General features: G+C 38.8%; 14 protein-coding genes. 9 read left to right on the top strand and 5 right to left on the bottom strand.

Going from position 1 to position 19,442, the window contains the following annotated elements:
* The first annotated feature begins 53 nt into the window (after positions 1-53).
* Both ACR2MV_RS16395 and ACR2MV_RS16390 read left to right on the top strand, forming a co-directional pair.
* The gene (locus tag ACR2MV_RS16395; protein ID WP_434023367.1) at positions 54-1,826 is read left to right on the top strand and encodes a cytochrome c oxidase subunit I; all 1,773 of its coding nucleotides are present in this window, start codon (positions 54-56) and stop codon (positions 1,824-1,826) included.
* 85 nt (positions 1,827-1,911) lie between these two features.
* Positions 1,912-4,266 carry a penicillin acylase family protein gene (locus tag ACR2MV_RS16390; protein ID WP_434023366.1) on the top strand — a complete coding sequence of 785 codons (2,355 nt, stop codon included), beginning with the start codon at positions 1,912-1,914 and terminating at the stop codon, positions 4,264-4,266.
* Between the two features lie 14 nt (positions 4,267-4,280).
* Here ACR2MV_RS16390 and cysM read toward each other — a convergent pair whose 3' ends face one another.
* From cysM to ACR2MV_RS16365, 5 genes are all read right to left on the bottom strand, one after another.
* Complete coding sequence (cysM, locus tag ACR2MV_RS16385; protein WP_434023364.1) at positions 4,281-5,168, bottom strand: cysteine synthase CysM; 888 nt, start codon at positions 5,166-5,168, stop codon at positions 4,281-4,283.
* Entirely contained in the window at positions 5,158-5,955 is a 798-nt protein-coding gene (gene epsC / locus ACR2MV_RS16380; protein WP_434023363.1) for a serine O-acetyltransferase EpsC, read from the bottom strand. The genes cysM and epsC overlap by 11 nt, the downstream gene beginning before the upstream one ends.
* 71 nt (positions 5,956-6,026) lie before the next feature.
* Positions 6,027-6,749: a nitroreductase family protein gene (locus tag ACR2MV_RS16375; protein WP_434023361.1), complete on the bottom strand. Its 723-nt coding sequence runs from the start codon at positions 6,747-6,749 to the stop codon at positions 6,027-6,029.
* A 64-nt stretch (positions 6,750-6,813) separates the two neighbouring features.
* On the bottom strand, positions 6,814-7,932 hold the full coding sequence (gene leuB / locus ACR2MV_RS16370) for a 3-isopropylmalate dehydrogenase (RefSeq protein ID WP_434023360.1): 1,119 nt from the start codon (positions 7,930-7,932) through the stop codon (positions 6,814-6,816).
* A gap of 10 nt (positions 7,933-7,942) precedes the next feature.
* On the bottom strand, positions 7,943-9,118 hold the full coding sequence (locus tag ACR2MV_RS16365) for a 2-isopropylmalate synthase (RefSeq protein WP_434023359.1): 1,176 nt from the start codon (positions 9,116-9,118) through the stop codon (positions 7,943-7,945).
* A gap of 155 nt (positions 9,119-9,273) precedes the next feature.
* On the opposite strand from ACR2MV_RS16365, the gene ACR2MV_RS16360 reads away from it, so the two are divergent.
* The 7 genes from ACR2MV_RS16360 to ACR2MV_RS16330 form a co-directional block, all read left to right on the top strand.
* The gene (locus ACR2MV_RS16360) at positions 9,274-10,812 is read left to right on the top strand and encodes a hypothetical protein (protein ID WP_434023357.1); all 1,539 of its coding nucleotides are present in this window, start codon (positions 9,274-9,276) and stop codon (positions 10,810-10,812) included.
* Between the two features lie 345 nt (positions 10,813-11,157).
* A complete protein-coding gene (ilvD, locus tag ACR2MV_RS16355) occupies positions 11,158-12,843 on the top strand; it encodes a dihydroxy-acid dehydratase (protein ID WP_434023355.1) in 1,686 nt (561 codons plus the stop codon).
* 27 nt (positions 12,844-12,870) lie between these two features.
* Positions 12,871-14,604, top strand: a complete 1,734-nt coding sequence (ilvB, locus tag ACR2MV_RS16350; RefSeq protein ID WP_434023354.1) for a biosynthetic-type acetolactate synthase large subunit — start codon at positions 12,871-12,873, stop codon at positions 14,602-14,604.
* A 5-nt stretch (positions 14,605-14,609) separates the two neighbouring features.
* Positions 14,610-15,134 (top strand): acetolactate synthase small subunit, encoded by a 525-nt coding sequence (gene ilvN, locus ACR2MV_RS16345; protein WP_434023352.1) that lies wholly within the window; start codon positions 14,610-14,612, stop codon positions 15,132-15,134.
* 19 nt (positions 15,135-15,153) lie between these two features.
* The gene (gene ilvC / locus ACR2MV_RS16340; protein WP_434023351.1) at positions 15,154-16,629 is read left to right on the top strand and encodes a ketol-acid reductoisomerase; all 1,476 of its coding nucleotides are present in this window, start codon (positions 15,154-15,156) and stop codon (positions 16,627-16,629) included.
* Between the two features lie 82 nt (positions 16,630-16,711).
* Complete coding sequence (gene ilvA / locus ACR2MV_RS16335) at positions 16,712-17,962, top strand: threonine ammonia-lyase IlvA (RefSeq protein WP_434023350.1); 1,251 nt, start codon at positions 16,712-16,714, stop codon at positions 17,960-17,962.
* Positions 17,963-18,018: 56 nt separating this feature from the next.
* A partial coding sequence (locus ACR2MV_RS16330) for an NADP-dependent glyceraldehyde-3-phosphate dehydrogenase (RefSeq protein WP_434023348.1) occupies positions 18,019-19,442 on the top strand: 1,424 nt, incomplete at its 3' end.

Here is a 19,442-nt window from a genome sequence, read left to right as displayed (position 1 = left end):
TTGACTCAAGTTATCAATAACTAAGAACTAATCGAAAAACTTATTTAAGGAAAATGTCAGATCATCATCATCATAAAGAAACATTTATAACCAAGTATATTTTTAGCCAGGATCATAAAATGATCGCTAAGCAATACCTAATTACAGGTATGTTTATGGGGGTTATTGGAGTGTTTATGTCTATGTTGTTTCGTTTACAACTAGCGTATCCAGATCAAAGTTTTAGCATCATTGAAGCCTTTTTAGGAAAAGGTGGTGAAGGAGGGCAAATGACTCCTGATATGTATATGGGTCTTGTAACGATTCACGGAACTATCATGGTATTCTTCGTTCTAACGGCAGGATTGAGTGGTACTTTCAGTAACTTATTGATTCCCTTGCAGATTGGAGCGAGAGATATGGCTTCAGGATTTTTAAACATGATTTCTTACTGGTTGTTCTTTTTATCAAGTTTGATCATGTTCCTTTCAATATTTGTACATACAGGAATGGCATCTGCGGGATGGACAATTTATCCTCCGTTAAGTGCTTTGCCTCAGGCCATGTCTGGTTCAGGATTGGGTATGACCTTATGGTTAGTATCGATGGCAATATTTATTGCTTCTTCTCTAATGGGTTCATTGAACTATATCGTAACGGTATTGAATCTTCGCACGAAAGGGATGAAGATGACACGTTTGCCATTAACGATCTGGGCCTTTTTGGTGACAGCGGTGATTGGAGTAATTTCATTTCCTGTTTTATTATCAGCGGCATTGCTATTGATTTTCGACCGTAGTTTTGGTACTTCTTTTTACTTGTCTGATATTTTTATCCAAGGAGAGGTATTGCATTATAAAGGTGGATCACCAATTTTATTTGAACACTTATTCTGGTTCTTAGGACATCCGGAAGTATATATTATCTTATTACCGGCTTTGGGAATTACTTCTGAAGTGATTTCAACCAATGCGAGAAAGCCGATTTTCGGATATAGAGCCATGATTGGTTCTATTATGGCAATTGCATTTTTGTCAACGATTGTTTGGGGACACCACATGTTCGTAACAGGAATGAATCCTTTCTTAGGATCCGTATTTACGTTTACAACCTTGTTGATTGCGATTCCATCAGCGGTAAAGGCTTTTAATTATATTACCACACTTTGGAAAGGTAATTTACAGTTGAATCCGGCGATGTTGTTTTCAATTGGAATGGTTTCAACTTTTATCACTGGAGGTTTAACCGGATTGATTTTGGGAGATAGTGCACTTGATATCAATGTACACGATACGATGTTTGTGGTGGCTCACTTCCACCTGGTAATGGGTATCTCAGCATTGTTCGGGATGTTTGCCGGTGTATACCATTGGTTTCCTAAAATGTATGGTAAAATGATGAATAAGGATATGGGTTATTTACATTTTTGGATCACTACGATCTCAGCATATGGGGTGTTTTTCCCAATGCATTTTATTGGATTAGCAGGACTTCCAAGAAGGTATTATAGCAATTCAGCATTCCCGATGTTTGAAGATTTATTACATATTAATAAGGTAATTACTGTTTTCGCTCTAATAGGTGGATTGGCTCAGTTGATTTTCTTAGCAAACTTCTTTTTCAGTATCGGAAAAGGTAAAAAAGCGAGTCAGAATCCTTGGAAAGGGAATAGCTTAGAATGGACAACTCCCGTAGAACATATGCATGGTAACTGGCCAGGTGAGATTCCTGAAGTTCACAGATGGGCATATGATTACAGTAAGACCGATGAAAACGGCGAACTTTGGGGAGGACAAGATTTTACGCCGCAAACGATACCAATTCGTGAGGGCGAAGAAGAATTTTAACAGCTACTACTAATTAAAAAATCATTTTTAGAACCTCAATTTTATTGAGGTTTTTTTTTACCTTTAATTCAAATAATTCATTGATATGTTAAAGAAAATCGGGTATTTTATTTTAGTACTGCTTCTGTTGATAGGTGTGGGTTCTTTTGTTTTTATAAAGAACAACCGACCAGTGTATCAAGGCAGTTTAGATATGGTTTCCTTAACAGATAAAGTCACTGTCTATTTTGATGAACATGGAGTTCCGCATATTTTCGCTGATAATGAGTTAGATGCTTACAGAGCTTTGGGTTATGTACATGCCCAGGACAGGTTGTGGCAGATGGAACTGATCAGAAGGATTGCTGCCGGTAGATTGTCTGAAATATTTGGTAAGGATCTGGTCAAAACCGATCAGTTTTTTCGAGGCCTGGGGATCGATGCAGCTGCGGATCAAACCATTGCTAAACTTGACAAGAACGGGCAACCCTATTTACTGGCAGCCGCTTATTTAGAGGGGGTCAACCATTTTATGGATGAGGGCACAACACCCATTGAGTTTAAGTTAATAGGGGTTGATAAAGAACATTATACCTTAAAGGATATTTACAACGTATACGGGTATATGAGTTTCAGTTTTGCACAGGCACATAAAACAGACCTGTTTCTAACTGAATTAAGTAATTTATTGGATAGGAAGTATCTGTTAGATTTAGATATTGATATCAGCCCTAAGACGACGCTTATCAAAAATTCAAGAGGAATGAAAAGAATGGCGTCTAACATGGGGACTCAGGTTTCAGAATTTATGGATGATTTACCGGTTCCTCCTTTTATTGGTAGTAATAGCTGGGTCATAGGACCACAAAGAACCAAAAACGGCAAGGTCATTTTTGCCAATGATCCGCATATAGGATTTTCTCAGCCCTCTGTGTGGTATCAGGCTCATTTAATTACGCCCGAAAGGGAAATGTATGGATTCAACCTGGCATTGAGCCCTTTCCCTTTGTTAGGTCATAATTATGACTATGCATATGGACTTACCATGTTAGAAAATGATGACATAGATTTTTATGCTGAGCCAGCTGATCAGAAATATACGATGCGCAAAGAAGTGATCAAAGTAAAGAATGAGGATGATGTCAGCTTTGAAGTTAAAACAGGCGTTCACGGTCCTGTAATGAATGATCTTTTGGATCAGATTGATATGGAAGAATCAATTACCATGGATTGGATTTATACCAAATTCGAGAATGAAATGTTAGAGGCTTCTTATCACTTGTCGCATTCCAGTTCATTGCAGGAGTTTAAGGATGGGGTAGGTAAAATTGTGGCACCCGGACTGAATATCATGTATGGCGATGCCAGAGGAAACATTGCCTGGTTCGCAGCAGCAAAATTGTATGAACGCGCAGAAGGCGTGCATTCTAAATTTATAATGGATGGAGCCAATGGTCTGGATGATCAATACACGTATATTGATTTTGAAAACAATCCACATGCCATTAATCCATCATGGCATTATGTATATTCTGCCAATAACCAACCGGAAGAAGTGAACGGAAAATTATACCCTGGCTATTATTTACCGGAGGATCGAGCTAAAAGAATTGTAGAGGTCATTGAGGGATCAGAGAAAGTGAGCATGGAGGATGTAGAGTTGATGATCAACGATGTTGAATCAGCAGTTACACCGGATATAGTAAAAATCATGTTGTCCAATATTTCTAAGGTGAATCTGAATGAAAAAGAAAAAGAGGCGATTGAAATTCTTAAGGACTGGGATGGTGATTATTCAAAAGAAAAGATTGCACCAACCATCTATTTCAAATTTATATACCTGTTTTTGAAAAACACCTTTGAAGATGAGATGGGAGAAGAGCTCTTCGAACAATTTTTGCAGACACATTTATACAAAAGACAGATCGCCAAACAAATGAAATGGAACAGGTCCGTGTGGTGGGATGATGTCAAAACAAAAGAGGTAAAAGAACTGAAGGATGAAATTATTACAAGGTCCTTTCACCAGGCGATGTCGGAATTAGAAGTTCAGTTTGGAGGAGATATTGATGATTGGATATGGTCTGAAGCTTTGCAGGTAACACACAAACATGCCTTTGACAAAAATGGTACATTGAGAAGCTTTTTTAATGTTGGACCATTTACTACTGATGGTGGCATTGAAGTAATCAACAACCAGTTATTTAAATTAAGTCCAACGGGAAATTACGAAGTGATTGCGGGGCCATCGACAAGAAGAGTTATTGATTTTTCTGACATCGAAAATGCCAAAGCGATATTACCGACCGGACAGTCCGGAAATGTTTTTAGCAAGCATTATAAGGACCAGGCTGAAAAATACCTAAAGGGTGATTTCGTGAAGATGATGCTGAATAAAAAAGAGATCAAGGCTTCGAAAGATGTACTGGTATTACTTCCAAAAAAGGATAGCATTCCATAGACCTTTTTGAGGTTTTATTGAAAAAGATCAGAAGAAAGGTAGCGATCACCCCTGTCACAAATAATACAAACGATCACCCCTTTGTCAATTTGCCTGGCAATTTTCAAGGCAGTTGCTACAGATCCTCCACTACTCATTCCGGAGAAAACACCCTCATCTTTGGCAAGTTTAATGCTCATTGCGCGGGCCTCTTTTTCACTGACCTCAATAATTCGATCCACCTTTGATCTGTCGAAAATTTTCGGCAAATACTCCTCCGGCCATTTTCTTATTCCCGGAATTTTCGAATTGTCTGTTGGCTGTGCTCCGACGATCTGAATGTCAGGGTTCATTTCTTTAAGATAGGTAGATACGCCCATAATGGTGCCTGTTGTTCCCATGGCAGAAACAAAATGGGTGACCTCATGATCAGTATCTCTCCAGATTTCCGGACCGGTTGTTTTATAATGAGCCTTCCAATTGTCGTTATTAGCAAACTGATTTAACATGGTATAACCCTCTTCGCGAACTTTTCTGTCTGCATAATCTCTGGAACCTTCGATGCCTTCTGTGGCTGAAGTAAGTGTTACTTTGGCTCCATAGGCTCTCATGGTTTGAACTCTTTCTTTGGTAGAATTCTCGGGCATGACCAATTCAATGTTCAACTTGTAAACACCGGCAATCATGGCCAGTGCAATTCCTGTATTCCCACTGGTAGCTTCTATTAATTTGCTGTTTTGGTCAATCTCTTTGCGTTCCAGAGCAGATTTGATCATATTATAGGCAGGTCTGTCTTTTACACTTCCTCCAGGATTATGACCTTCTAATTTGAATAACAGGCGGACATCTTTTTTGTCCACTAAAGTTCTGGAAGTTATAAGGGGCGTATTTCCTATCAAATCGAGGATTTCCTTAGTTTGCATGATCAGTCTTTTTTTTGAGTTTTGTATCGGTTCTCTGGTAGACGACCGAATCTGCCGGTACAGAATTTGTCAACCATACATTTCCACCAATGGTGCAATTTTTTCCAATCACAGTATCACCACCAAGTATGGTGGCTCCTGCATATATTGTGACATTATCTTCTACGGTCGGATGTCTTTTTTGGTTTTGCATCTCTTTAGAAACCTGCAGGGCTCCTAAGGTAACCCCCTGGTAAATCTTTACCTTATTTTTTATAACCGTGCTTTCTCCGATAACGACACCCGTACCGTGATCAATAAAAAACGGAGAACCAATAACGGCTCCGGGATGAATGTCAATTCCTGTTAAACGATGGGCATATTCACTCATCATTCTTGGAATAAGAGGCATCTCATTTTGATGCAGGGCATGACTGATTCTATAGACAGCGATGGCAAAAAAACCAGGGTAGGCCAGGATCACTTCTTCCACACTTTTGGCTGCGGGATCATGCAGATAGATGCATTTGGCATCTTGATTGAGTTGCTTTAACAGGTCAGGTAGCTCGATTAGAAACTTTTTCCAAATAGTTTCAAAGGAAAGCGCATGATCATCCTCGATCATCGCAGCAATATCCTTAAAGGAATCGGCAAGGGCATCAATATTTTGAGACACAGAAATCTTAGCGTCAAAAAGAATATGGAACAGGTCATTGGTAAAATTTTCTGTGCCAGATTTTAATCTAAAATCAACCAAATGATTCTGTTTGTTGTTTCTAATACTTTGTATGATTCTATCTATTGACATAATCGTTATTATTTCTTTTACTTAGGGTCTAGAGACGTATGTTTAGTATGATAATTACAATTGTATCTGTTTTAGATCTTTTTATAAACTTCTTGAAATGGGATTCTAAACCGATCGCCATAGACACCTTCCGGTTTTCTGATTCCGCAACTGATGACCATATTGATTTCTGCGCCGAAAGGCAATTTGAGCAGACGTTTTATCCTAAGAGAGTCAATTCCTTCCATGGGGCATGTGTCGTAGTTGATGTTCGCCATGGCCAGCATAAACGTCTGAGCCGCCAATCCTGCACTTTTATGTGCCACAATGCGCATATCACTATTGCGGGCCTGTCTGTAGATGGGTCTAAACAATCCAATCAGCCAGTAAAAGGCATATTTTAAATAACCAAAAAGCCCGAAAAAATCAGCATAACTAACAGGAATAATCGTTTTATAATAAGTAAAGGCAAATTTAGCGCGTTTTGAGCGCTGTTTTTTGGGAACATCTCCAAAGACTTTATGTAAATAGGTCTCATGTGCCTTTACTCTTTTTCTCCAAAGATCTTTTCTCACCACAACCACTACCATTTGTTCGGCTGTTTTTGCCGCATTTTGATCAAAACAAAAGGGAGAAATCTTTGCGAGAGTATCTTTGGAAGTTATGTGATAGAACTCCCATAATTGCATGTTACTGCTATTGGGAGCCAATACTGCCAGTTCAAGACATTCCTTCACCTTTTCAGCATCAATTGGCTGGTCAGGGTCATATTTTCTAACGGACCTTCTTCTTTTCACCGCTTCAGTAAATTCCATGCTTTTTGATTTTCATTTAGCACAGCATAATCATATATGCTTATAACTGCGGCCTTAAAGATACTTAAATGATCGTAGATTGACCCAGAGAAATATTCTCCATGTGATAGAGTATGTTTTTCTTATCGATGATGTACTCGGATATAAATTCCCCTACCGTAGAGGTATGGGCAAACTTTTTGGTAGCATTGATATCCGGCGTCGTGATATGGTGTTCTATTGATTTCTCAACCGCATTTTTGATGGCATCCGATTCTTCGTACAGTTTAAAGTGTTCCAGTAACAAGGCTGCTGATAAGATCGTTGCAAGCGGGTTGGCTAAATTTTTCCCCTTCATTGAAGGGAAGGAACCGTGAATGGGTTCAAATAGAACCGAATTATTCCCTATGGAAGTCGATGCCAACAAACCAATGGACCCGGAAATGACACTGGCTTCGTCAGAGAGAATATCTCCAAACATGTTATCTGTTAAAATAACATCAAACTGCCTGGGGTTTACGATTATTTTCATGGCCGCATTATCCACATACAGATAATCAACCACAACTTCTGGATATTGTTTGGCAAGCTGTTTTACCCGCTTTCTCCATAATCTGGAGGTCTCAAGTACATTGGCTTTATCAACTAACGTAAGTTTTTTTCGTCGGGATTTGGCAGATTTAAATGCCATATGGGCAACACGATCAATTTCTGTGACACTGTAATTACAGGTGTCAGAGGCAAAAGTCCCGTCAGAACTGGTGTTTTTATCTCCGTAATAGATACCGCCCGTCAATTCTCGAAAAATAATAAAATCAGTATTCTTTATTACTTTTTCTTTGATAGGAGACTTATGCACCAAAGGTTCGAAAACTTTTAACGGTCTTATATTGGCATACAATCCCAGTTCTTTTCGAAGCTTCAATAATCCCTGTTCAGGCCTGATCTTTACATCACCATTGTTTTCAAACTTTGGATCACCAATCGCTCCAAACAAAATGGCATCTGAGTTTTTGCAAAGTTCAAGGGTTTCATCAGGTAGTGGCACACCTTTCGCACTTAAGGCGCTCCCACCCACAAGTCCATGTGTGAATGTAAATTTATGCTTGAATTTCTTCTCAATGGCCTTAAGTACCTTAACACCTTGTTCGCAGACTTCCGGTCCTATGCCATCGCCTGCCAATACAGCTATGTTTAACTTCATCTCAAAAGAATTAGGAGGCTATTTTATCATTTTTCCTCCTAACAAATTTAATGATTCTTTCAATATCATTGTCGCCTACTTCCTTCATTTTGTCAGCTGTCTTTAAAAACTCAGGATAAACTTGATCAAGTTCTATTTTTGTAAGGTCAAATCCTATTTTTTTTGCTCTGTACGCCAAAGCTGCTCTACCGCTTCGGGCAGTCAACACAATGGAAGATTCATTCACACCCACATCAGCAGGGTTCATGATCTCATATGTTTCACGATTTTTTATAACCCCATCCTGGTGAATTCCGGAACTATGAGCAAAAGCATTTTCACCTACAACAGCTTTGTTAGGCTGCACTAAAATACCCATATGATGCTGTACCATTTGAGAGGTATTATACAAAAGCTGGGTATTGATATTGGTATCAAGATTCAAGTATGGATGTTGTTTTAAAACCATCACGACTTCTTCTAAAGCAGTATTTCCTGCCCGTTCTCCAATTCCGTTAATCGTACATTCTATTTGTCTTGCGCCATTTTGAACACCTGCAATTGAATTTGCGGTTGCCAAGCCAAGGTCGTTGTGACAATGACAGGATAAAACTACATTCTCTATTCCTTTTACGTTTTCTTTCAAATACTTCATTTTGGCACCATATTCTTCAGGCAAGCAATAGCCCGTTGTGTCAGGAATATTTAAAACGGTGGCACCTGCCTTAATAACTTCCTCGCATATTTTAGCAAGAAAGGCATTGTCTGTTCTCCCGGCATCTTCTGCGTAAAACTCAATATCCTCAACATATGTTTTCGCATATTTTACCGCATCCTTAGCACGTTCAATGATTTTTTCAGGTGTGGAATTAAATTTGAATTTAATATGAGATTCAGAAGTACCAATGCCAGTATGAATACGAGGTTTAACGGCGTATTTTAAAGCTTCTCCAGCGGCATCAATGTCTTTTTTATTGGCTCTGGTCAATCCGCAAACTGTGGCATTCTTTACCAATTTGGCAATTTCCACTACCGAATTAAAATCTCCCGGACTCGAAATCGGAAAACCAGCTTCAATAATATCGACACCCAGTTCATCCAGACGCTCTGCAATTATTAATTTTTCTGGTGTATTTAACTTACAACCAGGCACTTGCTCGCCGTCTCTAAGAGTTGTGTCGAATATTTGGACTTGATTTTTGCTCATTATTAAATATTTTTTATCACTTTTGAATAATCAAAATTAAATGGAAATCAGCAAACTTGAGGGTTTCCTTTTAAATGTTTACTACATTCAGATTATTTGAAGAACTTATAAACACCTAACAATAAGTTAGTTAAAGGTATATTATTACGATGTCTATGGAAAAAACTGATGCTCTTTTTTTATTGGTGAAATCGTTGACCAAGTCTGAAAAAAGACAGTTTAAATTGTATGCCGGGAGACTGGGTGGAAATTCTGAAAAGAATTTTATCGCCTTGTTCTCTATTTTAGATAAACTGGAAGTATTTGATGAAAAGCAGATTCTTGCCAAGACCAATATAAAAAAGCAACAACTTTCAAATTCCAAAGCACACCTTTACCGACAAATATTGGTGAGTCTAAAATTAAATCCCATCCACAGAAATGCTAAAATGCAGGTGAGGGAGCAGTTAGATTTTGCAACCATACTCTATAATAAAGGGCTTCATAAACAGAGTCTTAAAGTATTGGATAAGGCGAAAACCATTGCCTTGTCAAATGAGGACAGTAACCTGGCTTTTAGTATCGTAGAGTTGGAGAAAGCGGTAGAATCTCAGTATATCACCCGGAGTTTGAGTAGCCGGGCCGATGATCTTATTTCACAGTCCAAGGATCTCGGTGAAAAGACATTAATGCTCAGTAAATTATCAAACTTGTCCTTGCAATTGTACAGCATGCTCCTGAAAAAGGGTTATGTAAGTAATGATAAAGATTTTGACGAGATTCAAACATTTTTTAAGGGAGCGCTCCCTGCCTATGATTTAAAAAGCCTGGGTATTATTGAGAGACTCTATTTGTACAAAGCCTATTTATGGTATAGTTTTATTGTGCAGGATTTTGTCGGTACTTACAGATACGCTCAAAAATGGGTAGATATTTTTTATTACAATCCTCAGATGAAAAAAACCAACCCGGTTTTTTATCTGAAAGGAATCAATTATTTATTGGAGTCGTTATTTTTAATTCAGCACTTGACGAGATTCAGATCTACTTTGAATTTTTTTGAAGAGGAGCTGAACAATCAGAATTTCTTGTTAAATGAGAATACAGAATCACTGGCTTTTCTATACTTGTATCTGAATAAGATCAATCTGTATTTTTTAGAGGGGAATTTTAATTTAGGTCTTGGAATGATTCCTGAGGTTTTAGATGAAATCGAGAATCACCGATCAAAAATTGATGATCACCATGTAATGGTATTCTATTATAAGTTTGCCAGCCTTCATTTTGGGGCTTCTCAATATGAAAAATGTATTTTTTATTTAGAAAAAATAATCAAGAATAAACAGTTGGGGATGAGAGAAGACCTCATGTGTTTTACCAGAATTTTAAATCTTGTCGCACATTATGAAGCAGGAATGGATCAGAATTTGGAGGTGTTGATCAAATCTACCTATAAATTTTTGATGAAGATGAATGAGTTGCATTTGGTGCAGCAAAAGTTTATCAGTTTTTTGAGGAATCTGAGTAATATTTACCCTCATGAATTAAAAAATGCTTTCAAGGAATTGCACCGTGAATTAAAGGTTTTTGAGAACCATCCTTATGAAAAACGATCTTTTATGTACTTAGATATTATCTCCTGGCTGGAGAGTAAAATAGACAATGTTTCAGTAGAATCGATTATAAAGAGAAAATCCAAAGAAGTTTATAAATAATTTATGTAGTTTTGAAGTTGTAAAAGCAGTATGATGAGTCAACGAACAATTATAGTCACTTTAATTATTATCAGTTCAATCGGAGAGGATTAGGAAGCGCTATTGTTATAAAGTTATATGAACCTTCCTTATGGAAGGTTTTTTTTTTGTTAAACCTTGTAAATTAGATAGGTTAAGTAAATGATAATCAAGGTTTAATGTCATTTGTTGAGCAATTGGATGTTGTAATAAAACGAATAAGAAAACATGAAACAGGAACAGGCTTTTTATTTTTGATAATTATTTAAAGAATAGTAGATTTTAATAAAAGAATAACAAACCAAGTAAATATACCCTAGTAAATTAATGAAGCCTCTAAATAAGCACAGCCAAAGATTGACACAGGATGCAACACAACCAGCCGCTCAGGCCATGTTGTATGCAGTGGGATTGAATGATGATGACATGCAGAAACCACAGGTAGGTATTGCAAGTACGGGTTATGATGGCAATCCATGTAACATGCATTTGAACAATTTGGCGGCCGGAATCAAAGAAGAAGTCAATAAGATAGATCAGGTAGGGCTCATCTTTAATACCATAGGAGTGAGTGATGGTATTTCAATGGGGACCAGTGGAATGAATTATTCCTTACCATCCAGAGATATTATTGCAGATTCCATAGAAGTCGTGATGAATGCTCAGAGTTATGATGCCTTAGTGTCTGTTGTAGGATGTGATAAAAACATGCCTGGAGCGATTATGGCTATGCTGCGATTGAACAGACCTTCGTTGATGGTCTATGGAGGAACGATAGCATCCGGTAATTATAAAGGACGTAAGTTAAATATAGTTTCAGCATTTGAGGCCTTGGGGCAAAAGATATCAGGAGAAATTACTGAGGAAGAATACAAGGAAATTATTAAAAGTTCCATCCCGGGTGCAGGAGCCTGTGGAGGTATGTATACGGCCAACACCATGGCTTCGTCAATCGAGGCAATGGGTTTTGCTTTGCCTTATAATTCTTCAATACCGGCAGAGAACCCTCACAAAGAAAGTGAAAGCACCAGAATTGCTGCGGCAATTAAGAACTTGTTAGAATTAGATTTAAAGCCGTTAGACATAATTACGAAGAAATCATTGGAAAATGCTGTGGCTTTGGTAAATGCCTTAGGTGGATCAACCAATGCGGTATTGCATTATTTAGCCATTGCGCATGCAGCCGGTATAGAATTTACCTTGGACGATTTTCAGAGGGTAAGTGACAGGACACCGCTGATTGCAGATCTTAAGCCTAGTGGAGAATACCTGATGGAAGATGTACATGGAGTTGGTGGAACACCAGCTGTGATGAAATATTTGTTGGATGAAGGGTTTCTTCATGGTGATTGCATGACAGTCACAGGAAAAACCTTGGCTGAAAATCTAAAAGATGTGAAACCTTTAAGTTTTGAAAAGGAACAACAGGTGATTCATTCTGCCGATCAACCTTTAAAGTCCTCCGGAAATTTGCAGATTCTTTTTGGGAATCTTGCAGCAGAAGGTGGTGTTGCTAAGATCAGTGGAAAAGAAGGTAATTTGTTTAAAGGAAAGGCAGTCGTTTTTGACGGTGAACAAGAAGCCAATGATGGTATCGGGGCAGGAAAAGTCTCTGAAGGAGATGTGGTCGTCATACGTTACGTCGGGCCAAGAGGAGGTCCTGGAATGCCTGAGATGCTAAAACCAACTTCTATGATTATGGGAGCAGGTTTAGGAAAAACAGTTGCGCTGATCACCGATGGAAGATTCTCTGGAGGAACTCACGGATTTGTAGTGGGGCATATAACGCCGGAGGCGCAATCAGGAGGCCTGATTGGCTTGTTGAAGGATGGAGATCTGATTACAATAGACGCAGAAAACAACAGGATTGATGCCGCTATCAGCGAAGCAGAAATTGCTGAAAGGAAATTATCCTGGACAGCTCCTGAACCCAAACATAAAAAGGGGATATTATATAAATATGCAAACATGGTGTCTTCTGCATCAGAAGGTTGCGTAACGGATAAGTTTTAAAGAATAGAAATTAAAAAATTGTTATTTATGGAAACAATAACAAAATCTACACAGAAAGTGACTGATAAAAAAAGTGTTAAAATAAGTGGTGCTGAGGCAATTGTAAGGTGTTTGTTAGAAGAAGACGTACACCTTATGTATGGATATCCCGGAGGAGCCATTATGCCGGTGTACGATGAACTGTACAAATATGAAAAACAGCTGCATCACGTATTAACAAGACATGAGCAAGGTGCGATCCATGCTGCTCAGGGCTTTGCACGTGTTACAGATAAGGTAGGGGTTGCGATTGCTACCTCTGGGCCCGGAGCTACCAATTTAATCACTGGAATCGCTGATGCCCAGATTGACTCTACTCCATTGGTGTGTATCACAGGACAGGTTGGCTCTCATTTGCTGGGAAGCGATGCCTTTCAGGAAACTGACATTATCAGTATTTCTACCCCGGTAACCAAATGGAATTACCAGATTACAAAAGCATCGGAGATTCCTGAAGTTTTTGCCAAGGCATTTTACATTGCTAAATCCGGAAGACCAGGACCGGTATTAATTGATGTTACAAAAGATGCGCAGTTTGGAGAATTGGACTTTAGTTATGAGCCATGCAATCAGGTGAGAAGTTACAGTCCTGTTCCAGAAACCGATCCGGCGCAATTAGAAGCGGCAGCGAAACTAATTAATTCGGCTAAAAAGCCTTTTATTGTATGGGGACAGGGATTGACCCTTGGAAATGCAGAACAAGAATTTAAAGATTTTATAGAAAAAGCAGGTATACCATCGGCCTCTACTTTATTAGGTTTGTCAGCCTTGCCTTCAGATCATGATTTACACGTAGGTATGGTGGGTATGCACGGAAATTATGCCCCAAATAAGCTTACGAATGAATGTGATCTCTTTCTGGCAATAGGCATGCGTTTTGATGACCGGGTTACCGGGAATCTGGAAACTTATGCCAAACAGGCAAAAGTGATTCATTTTGAAATAGATCCGGCGGAAGTTGATAAAAATGTGAAAGCAGATGTTCCGGTTTTAGGAAATGTAAAAGATACCTTGGCCGCTATTTTACCGATGATTGAAAAGAGAGAGCACAAAGCCTGGATGCAGGAATTTCACGATTTATATGACATAGAATATAAGGAAGTGATTGATGGACAGATCAATGTTTCATCTGAGGGACTTACCATGGCGGAAACCATGATGGTGTTAAACAAAACGACCAAAGGTGATGCGGTCATTGTGTCTGATGTAGGGCAGCATCAAATGGTAGCAAGTCGTTACAGTAAGTTCAACCAAGGACGAAGTAAAGTAACTTCAGGAGGTTTGGGAACCATGGGGTTCGCTTTACCTGCTGCGATTGGTGCTAAAATGGGAGCCCCTGAAAGAGAGGTTGTTGCCATTATGGGAGACGGAGGTTTTCAAATGAACATTCAGGAACTCGGAACGATATTACAGACAAAGGCGCCCGTAAAAATTGTTGTTCTAAACAACCAGTTTTTGGGAATGGTGAGGCAATGGCAGGAATTGTTTTTCGACGGCCGATATGCTTCAACAGTAATGGTCAACCCAGATTTTATTAAGATTGCCGAAGGGTATGGAATTAAAGCCAGACAGGTTTCCAAAAGAGGAGATTTAGCCGATGCGGTGGAGGAGATGATCGCTTCAAAAGAATCCTATTTTCTGGAAGTGGTTGTGGAAATGGAAGAAAATGTATTTCCTATGATTCCTACTGGTTCAAGTGTTTCTGATATCAGATTAAAATAAAAACAATGAAAAAAATTAAATATACCATATCAATTTATTCTGAAAACAATCTGGGATTGTTGAATAGGATAGCAACTATATTCTTAAAAAGACATATCAATGTGGAGAGCCTGACAGTATCCGGTTCCGAGATTGAGAATGTTTCAAGGTTTATTATTGTAGTTCAGATAACAGAAGAACAAGTCAAAAAGATTATAGGTCAGATTGAAAAACAGGTAGAGGTGATCAAGGCCTATTACCACACCAACGAAGAATGTATTTTTTTACAATCGGCATTGTTTAAAATAAAATCAAACTTGTTGTTTGAAGAAAGACAGATACAAAATATTATCAAAAACAGTAACGCCCAAATCGTTACTGTTTCCCCCGAGTTTTTTGTTATCGAGAAATCTGGAAGGCGCGAAGAGATTGATGCACTGTATGAAGAGTTAGCTACTTTTGGTATCATGCAATTTGTTCGCTCCGGAAGGATATCGGTGACCAAAGAAGAAATGAAAATATCAGAATTATTAAGAAAACAATTAAATTAAAAATCAAACAAAAAGAATAATGGCAAATTATTTTAACACGCTTTCGTTGAGAGATCAATTAGCGCAACTAGGTAAATGTAGGTTTATGGACCCATCGGAATTCACTGATGGTGTTTCAGCCTTAAGTGGGAAGAAGGTTGTAATTGTGGGTTGTGGTGCTCAAGGATTAAATCAAGGTTTAAACATGAGAGATTCAGGACTTGATATTTCTTATGCACTAAGAGCTGGAGCCATCGAAGAAAAGCGTCAGTCATTTAAAAATGCATCGGAGAATGGTTTTTCTGTTGGCACGTATGAAGAAATGATTCCAACAGCTGACCTGGTATGTAATCTAACACCGGATAAACAACATACTTCTGTGGTAAATGCAGTCATGCCTTTGATGAAAAAAGGAGCAACCTTAGCCTATTCTCACGGATTTAATATTGTGGAAGAAGGCATGCAGGTAAGAGATGACTTAACCGTTATTATGGTGGCGCCTAAAAGTCCTGGATCGGAAGTGAGAGAAGAATATAAAAGAGGTTTTGGTGTGCCAACATTGATTGCTGTGCACAATGAAAACGATCCTGAAGGAAGAGGATTGGCAGAGGCAAAAGCATATGCTGTTGCAACAGGTGGAGACAGAGCAGGTGTGCTGGAATCGTCATTTATTGCTGAGGTAAAGTCTGACCTTATGGGAGAACAAACGATACTGTGTGGTGTATTGCAAACAGGATCGATACTTTGTTTCGATAAAATGATTGAAAAAGGAATTGATGCAGGCTATGCCTCAAAACTGATTCAATATGGCTGGGAGACTATTACGGAAGCTTTGAAGCACGGTGGTATCACCAACATGATGGACCGTCTGTCAAATCCTGCAAAAGTAAAAGCGTATGCTTTATCTGAAGAGTTGAAAGATATTATGAGACCTTTGTTTCAGAAGCACATGGATGATATTATGGATGGAGAGTTCTCCAAGACCATGATGGAAGATTGGGCGAATGACGACAAGAATCTGTTGAGCTGGAGAGCGGCTACAGGAGAAACTGCCTTTGAGAAAACGCCGGCAGGAGATATGGAGATCTCTGAACAGGAGTATTTTGACAATGGCGTAATTATGGTTGCTTTTGTTAGAGCTGGCGTAGAGCTTGCTTTTGAAACGATGACAGATGCGGGAATCATTGATGAATCAGCTTATTATGAGTCGTTGCATGAAACGCCTTTGATTGCGAATACCATTGCTCGTAAGAAATTATATGAAATGAATGCAACAATATCAGATACAGCGGAATATGGTTGTTACTTGTTTGATCATGCTTGCAAACCACTATTGACTGAGTTCATGAAAGGTATTGATACAGATGTGATTGGTACAACCTATGGTAAAGGTCAGGGAAATGGTGTTGATAATCAGGAATTGATTGCTATTAATGAGGCCTTGAGATACCACCCAGTGGAAATTATAGGATCTGAATTAAGAGAATCCATGACTGCCATGATTAAGATCGTTTAATCCAGAAGTCGAGAAACTTATCTTTTGAGTTAACCATCGATTTCATTGTCTTGAAATCGATGGTTTTTAATTTAAATCAGTGATGAATCCTACTATAGAAATTGGAAATGTTATACATGCATCGGAGCGAATCAAAGCTTTGGTCAAGCATACTCCTTTGATTAAAATGCCGATTTTTTCCGAAAGGTATGAGGCTGAAATCTATTTTAAGAGGGAAGACTTGCAGCGCGTAAGATCCTATAAGATTCGAGGTGCATTTAATAAGATCAGTTCCTTACTGGAAAAGAAAAATGTTTCGGGCGTGGTTTGCTCAAGTGCAGGAAATCATGCACAAGGAGTGGCTCAGGTTTGTCATTATTTAGGTATAAAAGGTGTAATATTTATGCCTAGCACCACCCCTCAACAGAAAGTGCAGCAGGTAGAAATGTTTGGAAAAGAACAGGTGGAGATTCGTTTGGTGGGGGATACTTATGATGCTTCCTATGAAGTTGCCCATGAATATTGCAAAGTGCATGGATTTGAATTTGTTCATCCTTTTGACGATGAACTGATTATAGAAGGCCAGGCTACTGTTGGGTTGGAGATATTAAAAGATATCGAAGAGCCTTTGGATTTTTTGTTTGTTCCGGTGGGTGGCGGTGGATTGGTCTCTGGTTTGATAAGCGTTTTTAAAAAGTACAGCCCGGGCACTAAAATTATTGCGGTGGAACCAGAAGGTGCACCTTCGTTAAGCACTTCACTTTCAAAGGGAATGAATACCACACTTCATCACATCGATAAGTTTGTTGATGGAGCTGCGGTCAAAAGAATTGGAGACCTTCCTTTTGCCATTTGTAAGGAGGGAATTGAAAAAGTACTGGTTGTTCCTGAAGGAAAAATATGTTCAACACTCTTGCGCTTGTACAATGAAAAAGCCATTGTTGTTGAGCCGGCAGGAGCTTTGTCAGTAGCGGCCCTTGATTTATATAAGGATGAAATCAAAGGGAAGCGTGTGGCCTGTATCATCAGTGGAGGAAATAATGATATTTCCCGTATGGAGGAGATTAAAGAAAGAGCCATGTTATTTGAAGGATTGAAGCATTATTTTATGGTTGTTTTCCCTCAGAGAGCAGGAGCTTTGAAGGAGTTTGTTGTCAATGTTTTGGGCGAAAATGATGACATCACCTACTTCGAATATGCAAAAAAGAACAGCAGGGCCAGAAGCTCGGCAGTCGTAGGAATTGAATTAAAAAACAAGGCTGATTATCAGCCCTTGATAAAACGGATGAAAGAATTGGGCTTTTATGGAGAGTACCTTAATGACAGCCCACAATTATTCCAGTTTTTAATATAAGCAGTGAAAATAACTCAATAAATATTCAAATAAATCATAAATTAAAATTACTCATTATGTCTATAAAGACGATTTTCGATGACCAAAACATCCCTGAAGAGTTTCAGGTACCTCTCAAAAAAAAATACGACACTTATTTGATCAATGGACAAATAAAAAAATGGGAAGGTAAATCTTCTGAAGTTTACTCTCCTGTATACACTAAAAACGACCAGGGTGATCTGGAGCCTACACACTTAGGAACTGTTCCGGCCATGGGAGAAAAAGATGCCTTGGAGGCCCTTGATGCCGCCAATGAAGCGTTTAATAACGGTACTGGTCTTTGGCCAACCATGAAAGTGGAGGACCGTATCAAATGTGTTGAAAAGTTTGCAGCAATTATGACTACCAAAAGAGAAGAGGTGGTCAATTTTATTATGTGGGAAATTGGTAAAACATTGCCCGATGCTCAAAAAGAATTTGACAGGACAGTAGATTATATTTACGATACCATAGAAGAATTAAAAGAATTAGATCGCAATTGTGCCAAGCTGAAATTACACAGTGACGTTTATGCTCAGATTCGTAGAGGTCCTTTAGGAGTTGTGCTCTGTTTGGGGCCTTATAATTATCCATTAAATGAAACGTTTTGTTTGTTGATTCCTGCTATCATAATGGGAAATACAACGGTCTTTAAACCGGCAAAGTACGGTGTAATTCTGATTACTCCTCTATTGGAAGCTTTCGCGGAGGCATTTCCTAAAGGAGTTGTAAACATACTTTTTGGTCGTGGGCGCGAAGTGGCTACCCCTATTGTAAAATCGGGTCGGGTAGAAGTGCTGGCTTTGATTGGAAATAGTAAATCGGCGAACGCACTTCAGAGTCAGCATCCAAAACAAAACAGGCTGAGGTTGGTTTTAGGTCTGGAGGCAAAAAATCCGGCCATCGTATTGCCGGATACAGATATGGATCTTGCGGTTGAAGAATGCGTGCTTGGGTCGCTTTCGTACAATGGTCAGCGCTGTACTGCTTTGAAAATGATCTTTGTTCATGAGAATATCATTGAAACATTTAACAGGAAATATGTGGCACGTGTCGAACAGCTTAAATGCGGGTTGCCTTGGCAGGAAGGAGTTAAATTGACCCCATTACCGGAACCGGGTAAACCTGAATACATCAAAAGTCTTATTGAAGATGCTGTCTCAAAAGGGGCAGAGGTTATTAATAAGAATGGAGGAGACTCCAATCACAGTTTTGTATATCCAGCGGTGTTATATCCCGTAAATGAAAAGATGGACGTATACCACGAAGAGCAATTCGGACCAGTTGTTCCGATCCTATCGTTTAAAGATGTGCAGGAACCAATTGATTCTATTGTAAATTCAAATTATGGACAACAGGTAAGTCTGTTTAGTAAAAATGCAGACACGCTGGCCCCTTTGGTTGATAGTCTTGTGAATCAGGTTTGCAGGGTAAATATTAACAGTCAGTGTCAAAGAGG

It is taken from the genome of Lutimonas sp., from assembly GCF_051011215.1.
Classification (GTDB): domain Bacteria; phylum Bacteroidota; class Bacteroidia; order Flavobacteriales; family Flavobacteriaceae; genus Lutimonas.
The sequence above is the reverse complement of the archived record's forward strand: the minus strand, read 5'-3'. Positions and strand labels throughout refer to the sequence as shown.